The sequence below is a fragment of the Herbaspirillum sp. SJZ106 genome, from assembly GCF_006715495.1.
GTDB lineage: Bacteria > Pseudomonadota > Gammaproteobacteria > Burkholderiales > Burkholderiaceae_D > Herbaspirillum.
The window spans coordinates 675,012-697,568 of record NZ_VFNI01000002.1 but is presented as its reverse complement, the minus strand read 5'-3'; the positions used below and the strand labels follow the sequence as shown (position 1 = coordinate 697,568).

At 63.7% G+C, this 22,557-nt stretch carries 21 protein-coding genes; 9 read left to right on the top strand and 12 right to left on the bottom strand.

What is annotated here, in order from left to right; translation table 11 throughout:
- Positions 1–30: 30 nt before the first annotated feature.
- Positions 31–1,419 carry an MATE family efflux transporter gene (locus FB598_RS08385; protein ID WP_141913605.1) on the top strand — a complete coding sequence of 463 codons (1,389 nt, stop codon included), beginning with the start codon at positions 31–33 and terminating at the stop codon, positions 1,417–1,419.
- A gap of 39 nt (positions 1,420–1,458) precedes the next feature.
- Here FB598_RS08385 and FB598_RS08380 read toward each other — a convergent pair whose 3' ends face one another.
- On the bottom strand, positions 1,459–3,582 hold the full coding sequence (locus FB598_RS08380; protein ID WP_141913606.1) for a bifunctional diguanylate cyclase/phosphodiesterase: 2,124 nt from the start codon (positions 3,580–3,582) through the stop codon (positions 1,459–1,461).
- A 1,013-nt stretch (positions 3,583–4,595) separates the two neighbouring features.
- On the opposite strand from FB598_RS08380, the gene FB598_RS08375 reads away from it, so the two are divergent.
- Positions 4,596–5,051, top strand: coding sequence for an XRE family transcriptional regulator (locus FB598_RS08375; protein WP_141913607.1), 456 nt, complete (start codon positions 4,596–4,598; stop codon positions 5,049–5,051).
- A gap of 192 nt (positions 5,052–5,243) precedes the next feature.
- Here FB598_RS08375 and ybiB read toward each other — a convergent pair whose 3' ends face one another.
- Positions 5,244–6,248, bottom strand: coding sequence for a DNA-binding protein YbiB (gene ybiB, locus FB598_RS08370; RefSeq protein ID WP_141913608.1), 1,005 nt, complete (start codon positions 6,246–6,248; stop codon positions 5,244–5,246).
- A gap of 134 nt (positions 6,249–6,382) precedes the next feature.
- On the opposite strand from ybiB, the gene tsaD reads away from it, so the two are divergent.
- Entirely contained in the window at positions 6,383–7,420 is a 1,038-nt protein-coding gene (gene tsaD / locus FB598_RS08365) for a tRNA (adenosine(37)-N6)-threonylcarbamoyltransferase complex transferase subunit TsaD (RefSeq protein ID WP_141913609.1), read from the top strand.
- A 274-nt stretch (positions 7,421–7,694) separates the two neighbouring features.
- Here tsaD and plsY read toward each other — a convergent pair whose 3' ends face one another.
- The 4 genes from plsY to FB598_RS08345 form a co-directional block, all read right to left on the bottom strand.
- Complete coding sequence (plsY, locus tag FB598_RS08360) at positions 7,695–8,312, bottom strand: glycerol-3-phosphate 1-O-acyltransferase PlsY (protein WP_141913611.1); 618 nt, start codon at positions 8,310–8,312, stop codon at positions 7,695–7,697.
- Between the two features lie 57 nt (positions 8,313–8,369).
- Positions 8,370–8,864, bottom strand: coding sequence for an aminoacyl-tRNA deacylase (locus FB598_RS08355; protein ID WP_141913613.1), 495 nt, complete (start codon positions 8,862–8,864; stop codon positions 8,370–8,372).
- Between the two features lie 92 nt (positions 8,865–8,956).
- Complete coding sequence (gene xerD / locus FB598_RS08350; protein ID WP_141913614.1) at positions 8,957–9,880, bottom strand: site-specific tyrosine recombinase XerD; 924 nt, start codon at positions 9,878–9,880, stop codon at positions 8,957–8,959.
- A 3-nt stretch (positions 9,881–9,883) separates the two neighbouring features.
- Positions 9,884–10,393 carry a methylated-DNA--[protein]-cysteine S-methyltransferase gene (locus tag FB598_RS08345; RefSeq protein ID WP_141913615.1) on the bottom strand — a complete coding sequence of 170 codons (510 nt, stop codon included), beginning with the start codon at positions 10,391–10,393 and terminating at the stop codon, positions 9,884–9,886.
- A 144-nt stretch (positions 10,394–10,537) separates the two neighbouring features.
- On the opposite strand from FB598_RS08345, the gene FB598_RS08340 reads away from it, so the two are divergent.
- A complete protein-coding gene (locus tag FB598_RS08340) occupies positions 10,538–11,188 on the top strand; it encodes a VOC family protein (RefSeq protein WP_141913617.1) in 651 nt (216 codons plus the stop codon).
- A gap of 181 nt (positions 11,189–11,369) precedes the next feature.
- On the opposite strand, the gene FB598_RS08335 is transcribed toward FB598_RS08340, so the two are convergent.
- The 4 genes from FB598_RS08335 to FB598_RS08320 all read right to left on the bottom strand — a co-directional run bounded on the left by FB598_RS08335 (position 11,370) and on the right by FB598_RS08320 (position 14,614).
- Entirely contained in the window at positions 11,370–11,567 is a 198-nt protein-coding gene (locus tag FB598_RS08335; protein ID WP_141913620.1) for a hypothetical protein, read from the bottom strand.
- Positions 11,568–11,641: 74 nt separating this feature from the next.
- Positions 11,642–12,922 (bottom strand): TRAP transporter large permease, encoded by a 1,281-nt coding sequence (locus tag FB598_RS08330; protein WP_141913621.1) that lies wholly within the window; start codon positions 12,920–12,922, stop codon positions 11,642–11,644.
- A complete protein-coding gene (locus FB598_RS08325; protein ID WP_141913622.1) occupies positions 12,919–13,479 on the bottom strand; it encodes a TRAP transporter small permease in 561 nt (186 codons plus the stop codon). The genes FB598_RS08330 and FB598_RS08325 overlap by 4 nt, the downstream gene beginning before the upstream one ends.
- A gap of 130 nt (positions 13,480–13,609) precedes the next feature.
- A complete protein-coding gene (locus tag FB598_RS08320; protein ID WP_141913623.1) occupies positions 13,610–14,614 on the bottom strand; it encodes a TRAP transporter substrate-binding protein in 1,005 nt (334 codons plus the stop codon).
- A gap of 196 nt (positions 14,615–14,810) precedes the next feature.
- On the opposite strand from FB598_RS08320, the gene FB598_RS08315 reads away from it, so the two are divergent.
- From FB598_RS08315 to FB598_RS08305, 3 genes are all read left to right on the top strand, one after another.
- Positions 14,811–16,829 (top strand): PAS domain S-box protein, encoded by a 2,019-nt coding sequence (locus tag FB598_RS08315; protein ID WP_141914192.1) that lies wholly within the window; start codon positions 14,811–14,813, stop codon positions 16,827–16,829.
- Between the two features lie 64 nt (positions 16,830–16,893).
- The gene (locus tag FB598_RS08310; RefSeq protein ID WP_141914193.1) at positions 16,894–17,484 is read left to right on the top strand and encodes a response regulator transcription factor; all 591 of its coding nucleotides are present in this window, start codon (positions 16,894–16,896) and stop codon (positions 17,482–17,484) included.
- 18 nt (positions 17,485–17,502) lie between these two features.
- Positions 17,503–18,393: an AEC family transporter gene (locus tag FB598_RS08305; protein ID WP_141913624.1), complete on the top strand. Its 891-nt coding sequence runs from the start codon at positions 17,503–17,505 to the stop codon at positions 18,391–18,393.
- A 4-nt stretch (positions 18,394–18,397) separates the two neighbouring features.
- On the opposite strand, the gene queG is transcribed toward FB598_RS08305, so the two are convergent.
- Positions 18,398–19,504, bottom strand: a complete 1,107-nt coding sequence (gene queG / locus FB598_RS08300) for a tRNA epoxyqueuosine(34) reductase QueG (RefSeq protein WP_141913625.1) — start codon at positions 19,502–19,504, stop codon at positions 18,398–18,400.
- A 33-nt stretch (positions 19,505–19,537) separates the two neighbouring features.
- On the opposite strand from queG, the gene tsaE reads away from it, so the two are divergent.
- Both tsaE and FB598_RS08290 read left to right on the top strand, forming a co-directional pair.
- Positions 19,538–20,023: a tRNA (adenosine(37)-N6)-threonylcarbamoyltransferase complex ATPase subunit type 1 TsaE gene (gene tsaE / locus FB598_RS08295; RefSeq protein WP_141913626.1), complete on the top strand. Its 486-nt coding sequence runs from the start codon at positions 19,538–19,540 to the stop codon at positions 20,021–20,023.
- Positions 19,987–21,339: an N-acetylmuramoyl-L-alanine amidase gene (locus tag FB598_RS08290; protein WP_141913627.1), complete on the top strand. Its 1,353-nt coding sequence runs from the start codon at positions 19,987–19,989 to the stop codon at positions 21,337–21,339. Before tsaE ends, FB598_RS08290 begins: the two co-directional genes overlap by 37 nt.
- Before the next feature lie 85 nt (positions 21,340–21,424).
- On the opposite strand, the gene FB598_RS08285 is transcribed toward FB598_RS08290, so the two are convergent.
- Positions 21,425–22,087, bottom strand: a complete 663-nt coding sequence (locus tag FB598_RS08285; protein WP_141913628.1) for a VTT domain-containing protein — start codon at positions 22,085–22,087, stop codon at positions 21,425–21,427.
- Positions 22,088–22,557: the final 470 nt, after the last annotated feature.

The following is a 22,557-nucleotide window of genomic DNA, read 5'->3' as shown; positions in this document are numbered from 1 at the left end:
GCCGGCCGCGCCTTTTTCCGCTGCTGCAGATTGAATTCCGACACGCCCGCCGTTTCTTCCCGCATCCACGTCGGGCGCATCGCGCGCCTGGCATGGCCGCTGCTGGTCGGCCAGCTGGCGCTGATCGCCAACGGCGTGATCGATACCGTCATGGTGGCGCGCTTTTCGGCGCTCGACCTGGCCGCGCTGGCGCTGGGGGTGTCGATCTACGTGAGCGTGTTCGTCGGCTTGTCCGGCGTGCTGCAAGCCTTGCAACCGACCATCGGCCAGTTGTTCGGCGCCGGCCGCCACGGCGACATCGGCAATGAAGTCAAGCAGGGGCTGTGGCTGGCGCTGTTGCTGAGCATCGTCGGCGGCCTGGTGCTGGCCTTCTCGCCGTTTTTCCTGTCCTTCGCCAAGGCCTCGCCGGATCTGGTCGAAAAAGCCACGCTCTACCTGCGCATCGAAGCGCTGGCCCTACCTGCCACGCTGGCGTTCCGCGTGTATGCCGCGCTCAATACCGCCATGTCCCGGCCCAAGATGGTGATGGCGATCCAGCTCTGCGGCCTGCTGCTGAAGTTGCCGCTCAATGCGCTGCTGATCTTCGGCGGCCTGGGCCTGCCGGCCTTTGGCGGTCCCGGCTGCGCGATCGCCACCACGCTCATCGCCTGGCTGATGATGGCCGTGGCCTGGCTGCTGGTGGCGAAACTACCGGCTTACCGCCCGCTCAAACTGTTCGGCAGCGGCTTCGTGGCGCCCTCGTGGAAGATCCTGCGCACGCTGCTGCGCCTGGGCATCCCGATCGGCTTGTCCTATTTCATCGAAGTCACCGCATTCACGCTGATGGCGGTGTTCATCGCCCGCCTGGGCGCGGTGCCGGTAGCCGGCCACCAGATCACCGCCAATGTCGGCACGGTGCTGTACATGCTGCCGCTGTCCATTGCCAGCGCCACCAGCACGCTGGTGGCGCAAGCCATCGGCGCCAACCAATGGAAGGCGGCAAAAAAGATCGGCTATGCCGGCATCCGCCTGTCGATCGCGCTGTCGGTGCTCATCGGCATCGTGGTCTGGTTCGCGCGCGCGCACATCATCCGCGCCTATACTCCCGACCCCACCATTATCGGTGCGGCGTTGCCGCTGTTCCTGTTCATCGCCTTCTACCAGCTGTTCGACTCGCTGCAGGTCACCACGGCCTTCGTGCTGCGCGCCTACAAGGTGGCGGTGGTCCCGACCGTGATCTATGCGGTGACTTTGTGGGGCGTGGGATTGGGCGGCGGTTACCTGCTCGGTTTCGATACGCTGGGCCTGACGCCGGCCAGCCTGCAGGGCGCGCCCGGCTTCTGGCTGGCCAACAGCGTCAGCCTGGGGTTGGTGGGCGCCGGCCTGCTGGCCTATCTGCGCACCATCCAGCGCCGTGCCGGCGGCGCGCTCAAGGCCTGAGGCCCGATACCCGAAACCCGCAAGCGGCCTCGAATGGCCTCAAACGGCCGAGCCCGGGCCGTTACGGAACATGGCGCCGAACAAGTCATCGTTGCTGGCCTCCAGCAACCCCTGGGTCTTGGCGGCTTCGGCCGGCCGCCCCAGCAGGAAGCCCTGCACCTGATCGCAATGCAGCGCCTGCAGTTCGCGCAACTGGGTTTCCGTCTCCACGCCTTCGGCCACCACTTCCATCTGCAGCGCATGCGCCAGCGCGATGATGGCCGACACGATGGCCCTTCCCGAATGGTCGCCGGCATCCAGGCGCGCGGTGAAGAAACGGTCGATCTTGATCTGGCGGCAATGGAATTGGGCCAGATAGGCCAGGCTGGAATAGCCGGTACCGAAATCGTCGATCGCGATATCGAAACCCAGCGCCTGCAAATCGTTGATAACGCGGGCGGTGCGCTCGACATCCTTCATCGCCGCCGTTTCGGTAATCTCGAACATCAGCCGCTGCGGCGCGATGCCCGCCTCGCCCACGATGCCGGTGATGCTGTCGACCAGGTCGGTACGCATCTGCAACGGCGACAGGTTCAGCGCCACCTTGACCGGTTTGACGCCGGCCATATCCCATTGCTTGATCTGGCGGCACACCGCGCGCAGCACCCAGTCGCCGATCGGAATGATCTGGCCCGAGCGTTCGGCAATGGGGATGAATTCGGACGGCGACATCTCGCCCAGTTCGGGATGGATCCAGCGCAGCAAGGCTTCGACGCCGGTCAGCTGGTGGCTGCCGCCGCGGTACTTGGGTTGGAAATGCAGCGAGAACTGCTCTTGCTCGATGGCTTGCTGCAGCGCCTGGCGCACCGTCAGGTGGCGCATCGCGCTGGCGTGCATGGCCGGTTCGAAAAAGCGGTAAGTGTTGCGGCCGCTCTGCTTGGCCTCGTACATCGCGGCGTCGGCATTGCGCATCAATATGTCGACCGAATCGCCGCTGTTCGGATAGACGGCGATGCCGATGCTGGAAGTCACGCGCAAAGTGGCCTCCTCGATCTGGAAATCCTGGCGCAGCGCCGCCAGGATGTTTTCGCTCAACTGCTCCACCACTTCGGGCGACGAGAGATTGCTCATGACGACCACGAACTCGTCGCCGCCGATGCGCGCCACCATATCCTCGCCGCGGATGCAGCCGCGAATACGCTGCGACACCGAGACCAGCAAGCCGTCGCCCACCGCATGGCCCAGCGAATCGTTGATGCCCTTGAACCCGTCCAGGTCCATGAACAGCACCGCAAACGGCTTGCCGTTGCGGCGCGCGACCTGGATCGCGTGCTGGATGCGGTCGGCCAGCAGCGCCCGGTTGGGCAGGCCGGTCAGCACGTCGTGCGTGGCGAAATGCAGCAGCTTGTCGTTGGTGCGGCCGACGATCCTCTTGAGCACCCGGTTGCGCTGCGCGCCGCTGACGACCAGCGCCAGCGCCATCGCGAAGAAAGCGCCGAACACGATGCCATTGACCAGATGCTCGCGTGTGACGCTGCGCAGCGCATGGCTTTGCGCATCGGGCATGATGGCCACGGCGCGCAGGCCGGCGCAGGCGCTCGCCACCAGTCCCGCGCCCACCAGTACCGAAGCCAATACGCGCCGGGTCTGCTGCGAATTGAGCGAGCCCACCGAATTGGCGCCGGCCTTGCGCGTATTGGTTGCTGAAAACAACGCGACGGCGAACACCGCCGTCAATTCGGTGGCCAACACCGCCAGCAACAGCAGGGATTTCTGGTACTTCAGCTCCGGCACCAGCATCATCGCCTTGAGCGCCATATGGAACACAGCGTTGAGCGCCGCGCCAATGGCCACGCCGCCGACCAGCAGGCGCGCCGCATGCGGCCGCCGCAATCCGGACAAGTGCATCAGGTAAAACGCGCTGCCCAGCGCCAGCAGCAGCGACAAGATTCCCAGCCGCACCTCGAAGCCGACCGCCATCGGCAACCGCAGCGCCGCCACGCACAAGAACAGCGCCGACCAGAGGCCAAGGCCGAACACGCCGGCCCCCAATGTCAGCCATAGCCTGCGGTACTGCGCCTCCTGGGTGGAAATGCGCTCCGACACCTCCAGCGCCGCATATGCCGACAAGCAGGCAACCAGCAGCGCAAACGCCAACAACAGGAAATTGTATGAACCAGGCATAGGTTTGGACCCGCCTCCTTTGGCAGCCTCGCCATGGGCAATCGCTGGAAGCCCATGTGAAACGGCGCTTGCTCAATATCGCGGCAGTACCGCACTTCACGCGCCGTGCCGCACGCAGGCGCGGCAGCCAGAAGCGGAAGGCGTCAGTCGATCTTCCGCTGCATGCCAACGGGTCGCCGCGTTCCATCCCGAACCTCGCCCGATGCCGTCCGGCGCGAACCGCATGCGCAAATGCATGTGTCCGCGGCGACGCCCGCGAGATGTCGAAATTCAAAAAAGTTACGTAACTGAAACGATACTGCGAAGGTGCTGCCGATTACTTTGATTATTCGATTTGTTTCATCCAGCCTGGGCCTTGCAGCAGGAGAATCCGCCAACCCCGTCCATGAACCGGCTTCATAAAGCGCTTCCCCCTCGGGAAGAACGAAGCCTCGATGATGCTGCGCCGCAATTGCGGCGCTCCCCCTGAAGGCCCCTATTCTAGCCGCTCTGCACAAAAATTACTGCTGTCGGACGGCAGGCGGGAAACCGTTCGGAATGCCGCGCCGCCAGCACAGGAAATCAGACCCGTTTCATCGCCAGGGGCGAGATGCGCTCCAAATGAACGCTAATAATAATCTGATAATTTTCTAAAACTGGACTATAACTATATGAACAGTTTGCGCTCGGGAATTTCTCTGTCATGGTAGCGATCCACACCGCATCCGACAGCGTCATTGCCGACAACGTATTGGGTACGCCAAGCAGACTGATGACCTGACATGTGCAACGTATGCCACTTGCAAGGAAACGCCGCAAGCATTGCCGGCGATCCTGTCCGGAGACACACACATGGCGCTCTTCCAGCTTCCTGACAGCACATCCCCCGACGGCCCGGGAACCCCCGCCGCTCGCCGACGACGATACCGGCAACAGGCCCCATCAGGGCAGTGATTGTAAATCACGTTTGCTGCGTAACTCATTCGGAACGCAAACGTACCCCGGAAAACGCTGCGTCAAAGTAACTTCGAATCATGGAAACCGCCAATCAAAAATTCGCCAAGCGCCTGCGCGCTTCGATGGAACAAGCCGGATACGAACCCAAGCCCGCTGTCCTGGAAAGGGAATTCAATCTGCGTTACTGGGGCAAACCGATGACGCTGCATGGCGTGCGCCGCTGGCTGCTCGGTGAATCGATGCCCAAGCAGGACAAGCTGGAGACGCTGGCCGAATGGCTGATCGTCACGCCCCAGCATCTGCGCTTCGGCGAAGAAATTGGCAAACGCATCGACAAGCGCCGCGCCCGCTGGGAAGAGGCCATCGGTTACCGCGAGCGCGAAGCCTTCGAGGCCTTCATCAACCTCCCCGCGCCGCAGCGCAAGATCGTCAAGGAGGTGATCTTTGCGTTTACCCAGGCCGTGGCCAATAACGCCCCCGACAAAGGAACGACGCCGTTGAAAGCGGTTACCCGGCGCCGCACCAAAAGCTGACCGAAACAGCCTTCCGACGCTATTCCCCCTCCCGGTCACCAGATCTCGGTTTGCACAGGGATCTTCCCACATTGATTTCCCGTTTCCCGCCCGGCCGCCTTGTCGGCGCTTCTTTTGCCGTTGACTTCTGTTACCGTTGCCGGGGCGTCCTGGCCCGCTCGATTCCGGCCGCATGGGAGATCGCGCGACAAGTCATCCGCGCTGTCGGATTTCGGCGGCGACTTGCACGCAATGCTCGACCTGCTCCGCAATCGATTCAGGCACTGGACGTTGCCCATCCAGCACCTCGGCGATCCAGGCGGCCGTGGTTTCGGCATCCCGCCCTTCGGGCAGGTCCGGCAGGTCTTCCGCCACGCTCTGCTTTTCCACCAGCACCGTCTTCACGCCGCGGCTGAACCAGTCGATGCGCTGCGCGCGACGCGCATTGGCAACGGTTTCGCCTTCGGTGCCGCGCATCAGGAAGGCATCGCCGCGTTCATGCGGGGCGGCATGGCCGAAGTAGTCGGACAACATGTCCAGGTACTCGGGATGGGTGTAGGACGTCAGGCGTAACGCAGGCGCCGCAAACGGCTGCATGATCTTCACCAGCGTATGCGTCGAATTGCGCACGCCGAGGATGCGGCGCATGTCCAGCAGGCGGGAAATCTTCGGCGCCAGCGCCTGGATCGGAATGAAAGCCGGCTTGCCGGCCGCCATCAAGGCCTGGGCCTCTGCCGCCGAGGCTGCATGGGCGATGCCCAGGGCGCTGATGATCTCGGCGCTGGTCACCCGCTGCGGATCGTGCGTGACCCCATGCATCAGCACCGGCACGCCGCGCCGTACCAGCAGCATGCACAACAGCGGCGTCAGGTTGGCCATCTTGCGCGAACCGTTATAGCTGGGCAGCACCACCGGCGCATAGTCGGACGACGGCGCGGCAAGCGGCGGGAACGACGCTTCGGCCGCGTCGAGGAAGCCGCCGATCTCTTCCACCGCCTCGCCCTTGACGCGCATGGCCAACAGGATCGCACCCAGCTCCAGGTCGGACACGCGCCCGTCGAGCATGGCTTCATACATCAGGCGCGCATCGTCACGCGACAAGCTGCGCGCGCCATCCTTGCCGCGGCCGATTTCCTTGATGAAACGGGCGGCGGCCAACGGTGGCTGGGATTGCCCGCCGGCAGCGCCGGCGGAAGCGGGAATCTGGTCGTTTTGCATGGCCGAAGGGTACACCAAAACCCCGTCCGGGCGCAGCCGCTGCAGCGCCCAAGCGCATGCACACGGGCTTTCCATTACAATACCGCCTTTCCCCGCGCCCTTGCGGATGCGGGCAGCACCACCATATTCCATCCATGATCGTTCTCGGCGTCGAATCCTCTTGTGACGAAACCGGCCTGGCTCTGTACGACACCGAGCGCGGCCTGCTGGCGCACGCCCTGCACTCGCAGATCGCCATGCACCAGGAGTATGGCGGCGTGGTGCCGGAGCTGGCCTCGCGCGACCACATCCGCCGCGCCATTCCGCTGTTGAAGCAAACGCTGGCCGAGGCCGCCGTCTCGGCGCACGACATCGACGCCATCGCCTACACCCAGGGCCCGGGCCTGGCCGGCGCGCTCCTGGTCGGGGCCTCGGTCGCCTGCGGCCTGGGACTGGCGCTGGACAAGCCGGTGCTGGGCATCCACCATCTGGAGGGCCACTTGCTGTCGCCGCTGCTGGCCAGCAAGCCGCCGCCGTTTCCATTCGTCGCCCTGCTGGTCTCGGGCGGCCATACCCAACTCATGCGGGTCGATGGCGTGGGCCGATATGAACTGCTGGGCGAGACGCTGGACGACGCCGCCGGTGAAGCCTTCGACAAATCGGCCAAGCTGCTCGGCCTGGGTTACCCCGGCGGCCCGGCAATCTCGCGCATGGCCGAGTTCGGCGATCCGGCGGCATACCAGCTGCCGCGCCCGATGCTGCACGCCAAGAACCTCGACTTCAGCTTTTCCGGCCTGAAGACGGCGGTGCTGACCGTGGTCAAGCGGCACAACACCAATATCTGCGAACAAGACAAAGCCAACATCGCGCGCGCCTTCGTCGACGCCATCGTCGAGGTGCTGGTAGCCAAGTGCATGGCGGCACTGAAGCAAACCGGGCTCAAACGGCTGGTGATCGCCGGCGGCGTCGGCGCCAACCGGCAACTGCGCGAAGCGCTCGACGCCGCGGCCGCCAGGCGCCGCTACGAGGTGTTCTATCCCGAGCTGCAGTTCTGCACCGACAACGGCGCCATGATCGCCTTCGCCGGCGCCATGCGCCTGCGCGAGCAGCCGGATGCGGCCAAGCGGGAATACGGTTTCAGCGTGCGCCCGCGCTGGCCGCTAGATGAACTGCGGGCGCCGCAGGCAGCATGAAAAAAGGCCGTTTTCACGGTAATGCCGTTCAGTTAAGGCTAATTCTGAGGCCCCCATCACAGAAGTCCGTTCGGGCTGAATAGGCCCGCCAGGGCCGTATCGAAGCCAGCGCGCCGGCATCAGCCGCCTCGCCTGCCCTTCGATACGTTGCTGCGCAGCCACTCAGGGCGAACGGAGTCTGAACTCCATAAACAAAAATGCCGTTCAGCGCTTAACTGAACGGCATTACCGTTTTCACGGCCCTTTTCATTTGCTGCGCGCTATCGCTTGCCGGCTACTTCGCCGCTTTCTTCTTGTCGCCGATCCGGCTTTCCTTGCCCGCCAGCAGGTTGCCGATGTTCTTGCGATGGCGGTAGATCAGCAATGCGCTCATCGCCACCACCGCCAGCAGGATGCCGTCGGTGCTGCCGAACAGCAGGCCGTAGTAGAACGGCGCGAACAATGCCGCCACCAGTGCCGCCAGCGAGGAATAGCGGAACGCATAGGCGATCACCAGCCAGGTCGCCAGCGTGGCCAGCCCCAGCCAGACGTTCAGCGCCAGCAGGATGCCCAGCGCCGTCGCCACCCCCTTGCCGCCGACGAAGCGGAAGAACACCGGCCACAGGTGGCCCAGGAACACGGCCAGCGTCACCAGCGCCAGGCCGGCGTCGTCGACGCCGAATTGCGGGCCGAACCGTTGCGCCAGCCATACCGCCAGCCAGCCCTTGAAGCCATCGCCAATCAACGTCAGCGCCGCGGCCTTCTTGTTGCCGCTGCGCAGCACGTTGGTGGCGCCGGGGTTCTTGGAACCGTAAGTGCGCGGATCGGCCAGGCCGAACAGCTTGGAGACGACCACCGCGAAGGAAAGCGAACCGATCAGGTAGGCGGCAATGGCGAAAAGGATGTTGTACATGGATGAAAAGTCTTTCAGGTGGTTCTTGTCGTTATCGGTTGTTGGGCGTGCGGCGCGCTAGTCCGGCAGCGCACACTGCACCGGCTTGGCGGGCAATACCTTGAGGATCGCGGCCGGATCGATGCCGACCAGGAAACCGCGCCGTCCGCCGTTGATATAGATCTTGCCGAGATCGAGGATGGTCGACTCGACATACACCGGCATCGCCTTGCGGGTGCCGAAGGGCGACGTGCCGCCGATCAGGAAGCCCGAATGGCGGTTGGCCACCTCCGGCTTGCAGGGCTCGACCGACTTGCAGCCGATCTGGCGCGCCAGGTTCTTGGTGGAAACCTTGCAGTCGCCATGCATCAGTACCAGCAGCGGCTTGGCGGCCTCGTCCTGCATCACCAGCGTCTTGACCACCGCGTGTTCTTCCACGCCCAGTTCGCGCGACGACACCGATGTGCCGCCATGCTCTTCATAGTCGTAAGGATGCTCGCTGAAGGCCACGCCATGCTTGCGCAGGAACTGCGTGGCCGGGGTCTCGGAGATATGTTCTTTTCTGGAGCTCATGGGATTTCATACATCGTCCGGCAACGCCGCCATGGGCGCACATTATGCCGCAAGAACGGCATATTGCGCGCCCCCGGCGCGTTGCCCCGCGCTCATCCGCGCGGATGATGTTGCGCATGCAACTGCTTGAGGCGCTCGCGCGCCACATGGGTATAGATCTGGGTAGTGGAAATATCGGCATGGCCCAGCAGCAGCTGCACCACCCGCAGGTCGGCGCCGTGGTTGAGCAAATGGGTGGCGAAGGCGTGGCGCAGCGTGTGCGGCGACAGGCGCGCGGTGATGCCGGCCTGCAGCGAATATTTCTTGATCAGGGTCCAGAACATCTGGCGCGTCATCGGGCCGCCGCGCGCGGTGACGAACAGCGCGTCGTCGACCTGGCCCTGCATGATCTGCGGCCGGCCTTCGGCCAGGTAGCGCGCGATCCAGGCACCGGCTTCCTCGCCGAACGGCACCAGGCGCGTCTTGTCGCCCTTGCCGGTCACGCGCAGCACGCCTTCGTTCATACCCACTTCGATGCTCTTCAACAGCACCAGCTCGGAAACCCGCAGGCCGCTGGCGTACATCAATTCGATCATGGTGCGGTCGCGCAACCCCAATGGCGCCGACACGTCGGGCGCGGCCAGCAGCGCCTCCACCTGGCCTTCCGACAGGGTCTTGGGAAAGCGCTGCGGCTGCTTGGCCGAACGCAGCTTGAGGCAAGGATCGGCGTTGATGCGGTTGTTGCGCAGCGCCAGCTGGAAGAAACGCTTGAGCACCGCCAGCCTGCGGTTGGAAGAACTGGCCTTGCTCTCGGCGTGGCGCGCGGCGAAATAGGCGTTGAGGTCGTCCGGCTGGGTGGCGTACAGCGACTTGGCGCGCTCCTGGCCGAGCCAATGCGCGTACAGGGTCATATCGCGCCGGTAGGCTTCCAGCGTGTTCTTCGACAAGCCATCCTCCAGCCACAGGCTGTCGCAAAATTCATCGATCGCTGCGCTGCTCTCGGGCGGCGCCTCGATCTTGGGGTCGGTGCGTCCCATCGGTCAGTATCCTGTGACGCCTTCGTGCCTGAGCAGCCAGCGCTTGACGTTGAGATAAAAGCTGTCGACATCGTCATGATGCGAAAAGCCGCCCAGCCCGCCCGCCGCCGTCACGCGGTGGCAAGGCACGACCAGCGGATACCAGTTGGCGCCGCAAGCCTGCCCGACGGCGCGCGGCGCCGACTTGATGCGGCGCGCGATGTCGCCATAGGTCAGCACCTGCCCGCTGGGGATTTCCGCAATGGCATGCCAGACGCGCTTCTGGAATGGGCTGCCGGCATCGGCCAGCGGCAGCTTGAAGCGGAATTCGGGATCCTTCAGGTAGCGCGCGATCTGCTTGGCGGCCTTGGCCGCCAGCGCATCGGTGGCTTCCTTTTCGGCGAAATGGCGCGGCAGGTAGACTATCTCGCGCACCACGCCCGCTTCGGTGCGGATGCCCATGCCGCCGAACGGCGTGTGGATGACGGCGGCGAACAGGTCGGCGAGCTGGGTGGCGGGAGCAGATGTCTTCATGATGGAAGTCGGTTGGCAACGATGCTGCGCTATTTTAGAACTCATTTCATCGATCGGCGCGCGATGCGCTCCTGGCAATCGGCGATGCGGCTTGATACCATCGCCGTTTCTGCCGGCCCGGCAACAATCCAATGGAGCCCCCCGATGACCGCAAGCCCCCTGCGCAGCGAACCCGACCACCTGGTAGTGACTGCCGCCTCGCTGGAACAAGGCATGGCTTGGGTAGAACAAAAGCTGGGGCTGAGCATGGCGCCGCGCATCGGCGGCGAACATATACGCCTGGGCACGCATAATGCGCTCATGTCGCTGGGCCCCGGGTTCTATCTCGAAGTGATCGCCATCGATCCGCTGGCACGGGCGCCGTCGCGTCCCCGCTGGTTCGGCCTCGACGCGCTGGCAGGCGATGCCGCGCCACGCCTGGCGCACTGGGTGGCGCGCACCGGCGATATCCATGCGGCGTTGCAAGCCATGCCGCTCAAACCCGGCATCGTCGAAGAAATGAGCCGGGGCGCGCTGCACTGGCTGATCACCATCGCCGCCGACGGCCGCCTGCAATGCGACGGCCTGTTGCCGTCACTGATCCAGTGGCAAAGCCAGCCGCATCCGGCGGCCGCCTTGCCCGACCTCGGTTGCCGGCTGGCGACGCTGCAAGCGCACCACCCGCAGGCAGACGCCTTGTCGGCCTCGCTGCATGCCATCGGGCTGGACGACCAAAGGATTGCCCTGCATGCGGCCCAGACGGCGACACTGACCGCCGCCATCATGACGCCCCACGGAATGCGCGTGCTGGGCTAGCCGGCAGGAACGCAAGCAAACAAGGACACAACAAGGCACAAAAAGAAAAAGGCGCATCAACGATGCGCCTTCAAAAACTCCTGATGCATTCCCGGCTGTTAAGACAGCTCAATCGAATGCACGTCTCCTCAGTTTCCTCGGTATCTATACCGTTTGTTATGCACCACCCGCTTACATTCGGTCAGCCCCGACGCCGCTTTCCGATGTATCGGAAAAGCTGGCCCTGCGAGGCATTGCACATCACAACAAAAAACATCAACAAAGACTGGAATATCCGGTTGCCGAAGCTGCCAAGCACCGCCTGACGGTTCAGCAAAGCACGCACTTTAACAGTACTCAAGGCGCTTTTCAAAGCACTTTTTGAGAGAATTTCACACATGCTTTTTGGCAACTTAACAGACATCTGACGAAGGAGCGGCGCTTGTCAGCGACGCCCCTTTCGTCATGCCTGCATCAGTTAAATACCAGGTTGGGCAGCCACAGCGACAGTGCCGGCCAGTACGTGACCAACGCCAGGAATCCCAGCATGGTCAACAGCCACGGCATGACCGCGATGGTCAGTTCGGTGATGCCCATCTTGGTGATGCCCGAGGCCACGTACAAGTTCAGCCCCACCGGCGGATGGCACATGCCGACTTCCATGTTGACCACGATCAGGATGCCGAAGTGCACCGGGTCGATGCCCAGCTTCATCGCCACCGGGAACAGGATCGGCGCCATGATCAGCACGATCGAGGAAGGCTCCATCACGTTACCGGCCAGCAGCAGCAGGACATTCACCACCAGCAGGAAGGTGATCGGTCCCAGGCCGGAGTCGGTGATCCAGGCTGCCATCGATTGCGGGATGTTCTCGCTGGTGACCAGGAATGAGAACAGCACCGCGTTGGTGATGATGTAGAGCAGCATGGCCGACATCGAGGCCGAGTCCAGCAGCACCTTGGGCACTTGCTTGAGGCTCATGTCCTTGTAGACGAACACGGCGATGATGAAGGCATATACCGCGGCCATCGCCGCCGCTTCGGTCGGCGTGAACACGCCGGTATAAATGCCGCCCATCACGATCACGATCAGGAACAAGCCCCAGCCGCTTTTGCGGAACGCGGCGAAGCGCTCCTTCCAGCTCGCCTTGGGCAGGCGCGGGTAATTGTTCTTGCGCGCCAGGAACCAGGTCGTCAATCCCAGCAGGAAGGCCAGCAGCAGCCCCGGCACCACGCCGGCCATGAACAGCTTGCCCACCGAGGTATTGGTCGAGACCGAATACATCACCATCACGATGGAGGGCGGGATCAGGATGCCCAGCGCGCCCGAAGTCGTGATCACGCCGGCGCCGAAGCGGTTCGGGAAGCCTTGCCTGACCATCGCCGGCAAAATGATGGAGCCGATGGCTACCACGGTAGCCGGCGACGAACCCGAGACCGCCGCGAACAGCGCGCAAGCCAGCACGCCGGCCAGCGCCAGCCCGCCATGCCAGTGCCCGACCATCGACGTGGCGAAGTTGATCATGCGCCGGGCCACGCCGCCGTGCGTGAGGAAATTGCCGGCTAGGATGAAGAACGGGATGGCCATGATCTCGAACTTCTCGATGCCGGTAAACAGTTTCAATGCGACCGACTGGATCGGCACATCGGTCATGGTGAACAGGAACGTGAGGACGGTCAGGCCGAGCGAGATCGAGATCGGCATGCCGGTCAGCATCAGGCCGAACAGCAGGACGAAGATGATGAGGGCGTTCATGCCTTTTCTCCTTTGACTTCTTCATCCAGGCCTTCGACATAGGCGTGGTCGTGCTTGGGTAATTCGCCCGTCCGGGAGAAATTCCATGCCACCTGCAGGAAACGGAAACACATCAGGTAAGAGCCCAGCGGCACCGCCAGATAGACCAGCCACATCGGCACTTCCATCACTTCGGAGGTGCTGTCATGCTGGGCGATGTCGTAGACGAACTCGGCGCCGAAGGTGCCGACGATACCGGTAAACAGCGCTCCGGCGAGCAGGCCGAAGATCACGAACTTGTTGCGCCACGGGGTGTTGAGGCGATTGATCAGCACGTCGACGCCGACGTGGATGCCGGTGCGCACGCCATAGGCGGCGCCGAACTTGGCCATCCACACGAACATGTAGATGCACAGCTCCTGGGCCCAGCTCATGTTGATCTGGATCAGTTGATCTTGCAGCCAGGGGATGTCGAGGCCGGATGCATAACGATGCACCACGGCCACGAAGATGATGACGGTCGCCGCCGCCATCAGGAAGGCGATCAGCCATTCCTCAAGATGGTCGAGAAACTTCATGGTGTCTCCTGCTTCGATGCCGCCGGCGCGCCGTGAGGCGCCGGCCATCGAGCGTGGTTTGATTTCTTCTTGTCAGCAAGCTAGCGGGCGAGCGCCTCAACGGCGCGCGCCCGGTTGCCGGTGGCGGGAATTACCTCTGGCCCAATGCTGCCGCTTCCTTGTTGACGGCTTCGATCAGGTTCTTGTCGATGCGCATTTCCATTTGCTTTTGCACCGGCAAGAGAACCTTGCGCCATTCCGCCTTTTCCTTGTCGGTCAGGCGATAGACGGTGGTCTTGCCGGTCTTCTCGACAGCGGCCAAGGCGGCATCGTTTTCCTGTTGCGCGATGGCGTTGGCATACTTGGTGGCATCCTTCATCGCGCCTTCCAGCTGGGTGCGGATGTCGGACGGCAAGCCATCCCAGAACTTCTTGTTGACGATCACCGCGTAACCCAGGTAGCCGTGGTTCGACACGGTCACATGCTTCTGCACTTCATGCATCTTCTGGGTATAGAGGTTCGAAGGCGGGTTTTCGGTGCCGTCCACCACGCCGGTCTGCAATGCCTGGTAGACCTCGGAGAAGGCCAGCACCTGCGGATTGGCGCCCAGCGCGCGCATCTGCGCGTCCAGCACCTTGGAGGACTGGATGCGCATCTTCAGGCCGCGGAAATCGGACGGGTTATGCAGCGGCCGGTTGGCCGACATCACCTTGAAGCCATTGTCCCAGTAAGCCAGGCCGGTAATGCCCTTGGGCTCCAGCTTCTTGAACAGTTCCTTGCCGATCGGGCCTTCGGTCACCCGGTACAGCACTTCCTTGCTGGGGAAGATGTAAGGCAGGTCGAACACCTCGAACTCCTTCACGCCCAGCGGGCCGAACTTGGCCAGCGACGGCGCCAGCATCTGCACCGCGCCCAGTTGCAGCGCTTCCAGTTCTTCCTTGTCCTTGTACAGCGTGCTGTTCGGATAGACCTCGACCTTCACGCGGCCGTGGGTAGCCTTCTCGGCCAGTTCCTTGAAGCGCTCGGCGCCCTTGCCCTTGGGCGTGTCGTTGGCCACCACGTGGCTGAACTTGATGATGATGGGCTGCTGCGCGAAGGCGCTGCTGCTGACAATGGCGGCTGCCGACAACGCGAACAGCAAGGATTTGAGTTTCATTGCGTCTCCCCTGATTTAGGAATTTAAGAATTTTTGTTATGCACTTGCAGCGCGTAGCCCAAGTGGCCTGCGGATTTTGCATAGCTCCCCAAAACGGGGCAACTGTGGAAAACCACAATCTCCCGCCGAACCCGCCTTCATGCTGCGCCGCACAGTGCTGGCGCCCGGCGGCGCGCGCGGCTACACTGGCGGCGTCATGAAACCGCCGCCGCCCATTGCCACCCAGCCCACGCCCGCTTCGCTGCTGCTCGAACCCAGCCGCAAGGCCACCATGCGCTGGCTGATCCCGATCCTGCTGGTGTTCCTGTTCCTGACCACGCTGATCTGGCTGCCGCGCCAGGCGCAGCAGATGGAGGCCAGCGAGCGGCTGGAACAACTGATCGCCGACTCCTTGTGGGTGGAACAGGCGATCCGTTTCCAGTTGAGCCGCGACGATGAAAGCATGCGCATCATCGCCCGCGAGATCATCAACAGCCACCTGCGCCAGGACCATTTCCGCAGCCGCCTCAACGCCCTGCTGCGCAATAACCGCGAGTTCTACCGGGTCACCTGGTTTGGCGCGGACGGCAAGCCGGTGGCGTCCACCGACGACTTCCCTATCACCCGCGACGACCTTTCCGACCCGTCGCGCATGACCGGCGAACGCGCGCGCCAGATCCGCCGTCCGCTGTACAGCCCGCCGGCCGTGCCGCCCGGCATCGCCGAACCGGCGTTGATGGACTACCACGTGCCGATGTTCCGCGACAACCACTATATCGGCAGCCTGGTGGCCAGCTACGCGGTGGCGCGCATCCTCAACGAAATGGTGCCGTGGTGGTTCGCCCAGGACAATGAAATCTCGCTCACCGACACCGACGACAACGTGGTGGCGCGCCGCACCGCCGGCGGCCCGGGCCTGAACGTCTATACCCACCGGCGCGAACTGGAGCTGCCCGGCCTGACGCTGGTGCTGCACACCAACAGCACCAAGAGTGCGCCCAAACTCCTGCCCAACCTGCTGGTGGGTTCGGTGATCGTGCTCTCACTGGGATTGCTGTGGAGCCTGTGGGCGCTGTGGCGCGACGTCAACCGCCGCACCAAGGCCGAGGGCGCGCTGTTGAATGAGGCCACCTTCCGCGCCGCGATGGAAAACTCGCTGGTCACCGGCATGCGCGCGCGCGACCTGCAGGGCCGCATCACCTACGTCAACCCGGCCTTCTGCAAGATGGTCGGCATCCCGGCCGAGGAGCTGGTGGGCAAGATCCCGCCCATGCCCTACTGGGCGCCGGAGGCGATGGACGAATACCAGGAGCGCTTTTCCAACGTGCTGGCCGGACGCATCACGCCGCAGTTCGAAACCATCTTCCAGCGCAACGACGGCGAACGCTTTCCGGTGCTGATCTTCGAGTCGCCGCTGGTGGACCAGAACGGCAAGCAGACCGGCTGGATGGGTTCCATCCTCGATGTCTCCGAACGCAAGCGCGCCGAAGACCTGAACCGCACCCAGGAAGAAAAGCTGCAAGCCAGCGCGCGCCTGGCCAGCATGGGCGAGATCGCCTCCACGCTGGCGCACGAATTGAACCAGCCGCTGGCGGCCATTTCCAGCTTCACCACCGGCGCGCTCAACATGATGCAGCAAGGCAATGCCGATCCCGCGGCGCTGCAGCCGGCGCTGGAAAAGATCCACGCGCAGGCGCAACGCGCCGGCCACGTGATCCGCAGCGTGCACCAGTTCGTCAAGAAACGGGAACCGGCGCGCCAGCCGTTGCGGATCGGGCAGTTGATCGACAACGTCACGCCGCTGGTGGAATTGCAGGCGCAGCAATTTTTCGTGGTGCTGCAAACCCATGTGCCGCCCAACCTGCCCGCGGTATCGGGCGACCAGGTGCTGCTGGAGCAAGTGATCCTGAACCTGACCCGCAACGGCATCCAGGCCATGGCCGGAGCGCCGCCGGAACGCCGCATCCTGCGCATCGTGGCCGAAATCGACCGCAGCCCGGCCAGCGCGGAGTCGGTGGTGGTGTCGGTGATCGACCAGGGCCACGGCATCCCGGAAGACGTGGCGGCGCGCCTGTTTTCGCCGTTTTTCTCGACCAAGGCCGAAGGCATGGGCATGGGCCTCAACATCTGCCGCACCACCATCGAATTCCACGGCGGCACGCTGACGTACACCAACAACCCGGCAGGCGGTACAATCTTCCGGTTTTCGCTGCCCGCGCAAAGCGGGACCTACTAAAAACAACCGGGAAGAGACTGACGCAAGCCGCACGCCAGACATGGCCGCGGCCCGTTCCAATCCGATGCTGCATATAGTCGACGACGAAGAAATCATCCGCGACTCGCTGACCTGGCTGGCGCGTTCGCGCAATATCGCCGCCGCCAGCTACGAGAGCGCGCAAGCGCTGCTGTCGGCGCTGGAAGGCGCCGCCGGCTTCGATCCCGCCGGCGAATGCATCCTGCTCGACGTGCGCATGCCCGACATGAGCGGCGTGGCGCTGTTCAACGAACTCGCCGCCAAGGGCCTGGCGCGGCGGCGGCCGGTGATCGTCCTGACCGGCCACGGCGATGTGCCCATGGCGGTCGACATGCTCAAGAACGGCGCCTTCGACTTCTTCGAAAAACCCTTCAACGACAACCAGCTGATGGACCGCGTGCTGCAAGCGCTGCAAAGCTCGTGCGCGGCCGGCGAGGAAGATGCGGTACAAGTCCGCCTGGCCGGCCTGTCGGTGCGCGAACGCGAAGTCCTGAACCTGATCCTGGCCGGCAAGATGAACAAGGTCATCGCCGATGAACTGGGCATCAGCATGCGCACGGTGGAAGTGCACCGCGCGCACATTTTCGACAAGATGAACGTCAAGACCGCGGTCGAGCTGGCGCGCCTGCTGAAGTAACCGCGCTCGGACCGTGTCATGAATATCCTCAATCTCCTGCTGCCCGACTTCAGCCTGATCGCGCTGGGCGTGCTGGTCTACCGCATCACCAACTGGGGCGAGCACTTCTGGGCCGGGCTGGAAAAACTGGTCTATTTCCTGCTGTTCCCCGCCCTGCTGTTTTATTCCACCGCGCGCCTGAAGCTGGACCTGTCGGCCACCGGCGGCCTGCTGCAGACCGGCATGCTGGCGCTGCTGCTGGGCATCGCGCTGACCTGGCTGGGCAAGCCTTTCATCAAGGCCACGCCGATGACCTACGAGTCCGGCATGCAGACCGCCTATCGCTTCAATTCCTATATCGCCCTGGCCCTGGCCACCCGCATGGCCGGGGAAGAAGGCGCCGGGCTGATGGCCATGCTGCTGGGCTTCGGCGTGCCGCTATGCAATGCGGCGGCGGTGCATGCGCTGGCGCACAAGAGCGGCAACCTGCTGCGCGAGCTGGCGAAGAATCCGTTGCTGATCGCCACCGCCGCCGGACTGCTGTTTTCCGCCGCCGGGCTGCAGCTGCCCGAAGTGGCCGGGGTGGTGCTGTCGCGCCTGGGCAGCGCGTCGATCGCGCTGGGGCTGCTGATGGTAGGCGCGGGGCTCAGGCTATCGGGGCTCAAGGAAAGCAAACTGATGGTGGCGTGGCTGCTCGCCATCAAACTGCTGGCGGTGCCGGCGGCGGCGTTCTTCATCGGACGCCAGTTGCAGCTGCCGGTGCTGCAATGGCAGATCGTGGTGCTGTTCTGCGCGCTGCCGACCGCTTCCAGCGCCTACATCCTGGCCACCCGCATGGGCGGCAACGGGCCGGCCACGGCCTTCCTGATTTCCTTGGGCACGCTGGTGTCGGCGGCCACCATCCCGTTCTGGCTGATGCTGGTGTCCTGAGGCCTCAGTCCGCTGCGCCTTCCAGGCCATGCCTTTGCAGCGCCCATGCCACATGCTCGCGCACCAGCGCCGACGGATGCGCCTGGCGTGCCTGCAACGCAGCCACGATGCCGGCATCGCCTTTGGCGACGGATGATGCGGCGGCATTGCCCAAGCCGACGGCAAGATTGCGCAGCCAGCGCTCATGGCCGATGCGGCGGATCGCGCTGCCTTCGGTGTTTTTCAGGAATTCTTCCTCGCTCCAGGCGAACAGCTCCACCAGGGCGGCCTGGTCAAGGCCGTGGCGCGGATCGAAGTCCGGCAGGCTGGCGCGCTGGGCGAACTTGTTCCAGGGGCAGTAGAGCTGGCAGTCGTCGCAACCGTAGATGCGGTTGCCGATCAGCGGACGCAACTCCAGCGGGATGCTGCCCTTGAGTTCGATGGTGAGGTAAGAGATGCAGCGCCGCGCGTCCAGCTCATACGGCGCGACGATGGCCTGGGTCGGGCAGACATCGATGCAGGCGCTGCACTGGCCGCAATGCGGCGTGACCGGCGCGTCCACCGGCAACGGCAGATCGGTCAGCATCTCGCCGAGGAAGAACATGGAACCGGCCTCCCGGTGCAGCAGCAGCGTATGCTTGCCGCGCCATCCGAGCCCGGCCTTTTCGGCCAGCGCCACTTCCATGACCGGCGCCGAATCGGTGAACACGCGATAGCCGAAGGGGCCGATTTCGCCTTCGATGCGAGTCGCCAGCTGCTGCAGGCGCGCACGCAGGACCTTATGGTAGTCGCGGCCGCGGGCGTAGATGGAAACCTGGGCCGCCGCCGGGTCGGCGCCGCGGGCCTCTTCCCGGGCGCGCCAATCTTCGTCTTCGCCTGGCCGGGGCGCCGGCAGGTAGGGCATGCGCACGCTGACCGCCCGCACCGTGCCCGGCACCAGTTCGGCCGGACGCGCCCGCTTCATGCCGTGGCTTGCCATATAATCCATCTCGCCGTGGTAACCCTTGTCCAGCCAGGCCTGGAAGCCGGCTTCGCGATGCGACAGATCGACGTCGGCGATGCGCACCTCGGCAAACCCGAGTTCGCGGCCCCAGGATTTGATGGCAATGGCAAGTGCGGCTAAGTCGGTCATGAGCCAGAAAAACAATCAATCGGAAATAAGAGCATGCAGCATCTTCACCTTCACCTGCCCGACGAAGCCGCCACCGCCCGGCTGGGCGCGGGCCTGGCCGGCGCGCTGGCGCCCGGCCTGACGCTGTACCTGCATGGCGACCTGGGCGCGGGCAAGACGGCGCTCACCCGCGCGCTGCTGCATGCGGCGGGCCACCAGGGGCGGGTCAAGAGTCCCACCTATACGCTGGCCGAGCCCTATGAGGTCAAGATCGCAGAGCGCATGGTAACAGTCATCCACTTCGATCTCTACCGGATGGCCAGCCCGGAGGAGTTCCTCGACGCCGGATTCCGTGAACATTTCAACGAAAACACCGTCTGTATCGTCGAATGGCCAGAAAAGGGGGAAACAGTGTTGCCGCCGCCGGACATTCACATCAGCCTGATGATCGCACAGCACGGGCGTGATGTAGAATTACGTGCGTTGTCTGACAAAGGTCATCAATGCCTCGCTCGACTGAAATTCGCTCCGAACCTGTAAAGTCCAAAAGCCGCCGCACCATCCTCAAAGCAGGCGGCGTCCTCTTCGTCTCCGTCGTCACCCCGCTGCCCGCCTGCGCTTCGCAGATCCTGGCCGTGCGCGTGTGGCCGTCCGAGGATTACACCCGCGTGACGCTGGAGAACGACAGCGACCTCAAGGTCACCCACTTCGTGGTGAAGGATCCGGAACGCCTGGTGGTCGATATCGAAGGCATCGACCTGAACGGCACCCTCAAGGACCTGGTGGCCAAGATCCAGCCCAACGACCCGTACATCAAGCAGGTGCGCGTGGGCCAGAACCGCCCGAGCGTGGTGCGCTTGGTGTTCGACCTGAAGGATGAAATCAAGCCGCAGGTGTTTACGCTGGCGCCGGTGGGCGAATACAAATACCGCTTCGTGATCGACCTCTATCCGGCCAACCCGCCGGACCCCATCGCGGCGCTGATCCAGAAGGGCGACTGGTTCAAGGACGCCCCGCGCGACTCCGCCCAGGCCCAGATACCGGCGCAACCCGATCCGGCGCCGCTGGCGCAAGCCAGGCCGCAGCCGGAGGAACAGCCCGAAAAGCATCCCAAGCCGGCGCCGGACGAGCCGCGCATGCAGCTCACGCGCATGATCACCATCGCGCTCGACCCCGGCCACGGCGGCGAGGATCCCGGCGCCACCGGCGCGCGCGGCAACCGCGAGAAGGACGTGGTGCTGTCCATCGCCAAGCGCCTCAAACGCAAGATCGAGCAATACCCCAACATGCGCGTGATGCTCACCCGCGACGCCGACTTCTTCGTGCCGCTGGGCCAGCGCGTGATCAAGGCGCGCAAGGTGCAGGCCGACCTGTTCGTCTCGATCCACGCCGACGCCTTCGTGCAGCCTACCGCGCGCGGCTCCTCGGTGTTTGCGCTGTCCGAGAAAGGCGCCAGCTCCACCGCGGCGCGCTGGCTGGCCAACAAGGAAAACTCGGCCGACCTGATCGGCGGCGTCAACATCAAGACCCATGACCGCCAACTGGCCAGCGTGCTGCTGGACTTGTCCACCACGGCCCAGATCAACGACAGCCTGCGCGTGGGCAATGCGGTGTTGAAGGAAATCGGCGGCATCAACCGCCTGCACAAAGGCGCGGTGGAACAGGCCGGCTTCGCCGTGCTCAAGGCGCCGGACATTCCCAGCATCCTGATCGAGACGGCCTTCATCTCCAACCCGGAAGAAGAAGCCAAGCTGACCGACGAGCGTTACCAGGAGCAGATGGCCGACGCCATCCTGACCGGCATCCGCAAGTATTTCGCCAAGAACCCGCCGCTGGCCAAGAACAAGCTGACCTGATTCCGGCCTGCCTCAAGCAAAAACCCCGGCCTGCATCGCAGTACCGGGGTTTTTCATATGTCCGGAAACAGGGACAGGAATGCCGTCAGGCGTTGCTGACCTTGCGCTTGCCGCGCAGCTTGCGCCAGACCTGCCACAAGGCGCCCAGCACGATGGGAATGATGGCGCCGACGATGCCGATGAGGACCAGGCAATTCAGGTTCTGCTGCACCAGCGGGATATTGCCGAACAAATAACCCAGCACGACCAGGCTGACCACCCACAAGAACGCGCCCAGGATGTTGAACAGCTGGAATTTGGCGAAGGTCATGGCCGACACGCCGGCGATGAATGGGGCGAAAGTACGGACGATCGGGGTAAAACGGGCGATCACGATGGTCTTGCCGCCGTGTTTCTCGTAGAAGGAATGGGTTTTTCGCAGCGCCTCGGGATTGAGCCAGCGGTAATTGTGGGTATAGACCCGGTGCCCCACCAGCGAACCTATCCAGTAATTGAGGGTGTTGCCGGAAACGGCCGCCACCACCAGCAAGACCATCAGGACCCAGATATTCATGGCGCCGGTGGCGCAGAAGGTGCCGGCGATGAACAACAGCGAATCGCCCGGCAGGAATGGCAGCACCACCAGGCCGGTTTCACAGAAGACGATCAGAAAAAGCACCGCATAAATCAAGGTGCCGTACTGCTCAATCAGAACACCAAGGTATTTATCGACGTGGACCAGCACGTCCAGCAACTGCAGATAATCCATAAGCCCCATCGTCCCGATTACATCGCCAGTCGGCTCCCGTGCCGCACGGCCCTGGGGCCTGCCCGCATGGGCAGCCCGCATTTCCCTGATGACAACACTGCCCGATGGCGAGTAATGGCCTCATCACGACGGGCCATCATACACCATCGTTTCCCCTGTTTTCGGACTACATTGCATCGAATCGGGCAAGCGCCGCCCGCGCCATGTGGCGCAATACTCACAAATCAACACGGGCTCTTCAGAACAGTCAGGCGCCGGCCGATAACAGGCATGGCATGCATGCCGGGCAACCAGCCGCCACGGCATGAAACCGCGGATCAAAAGAACATCGAGCCTATCGCCCGAGCGCCTTCGAAGGCGCCGGTTGCGCGCTGGCCAGTCCCGGCGGGACAGGCCGGAAAAAACGGCATATCATCGAGCACAACGGCGCACAACCGAGGACTGCGTCGTTTCCGCCATACCAAAGGGGG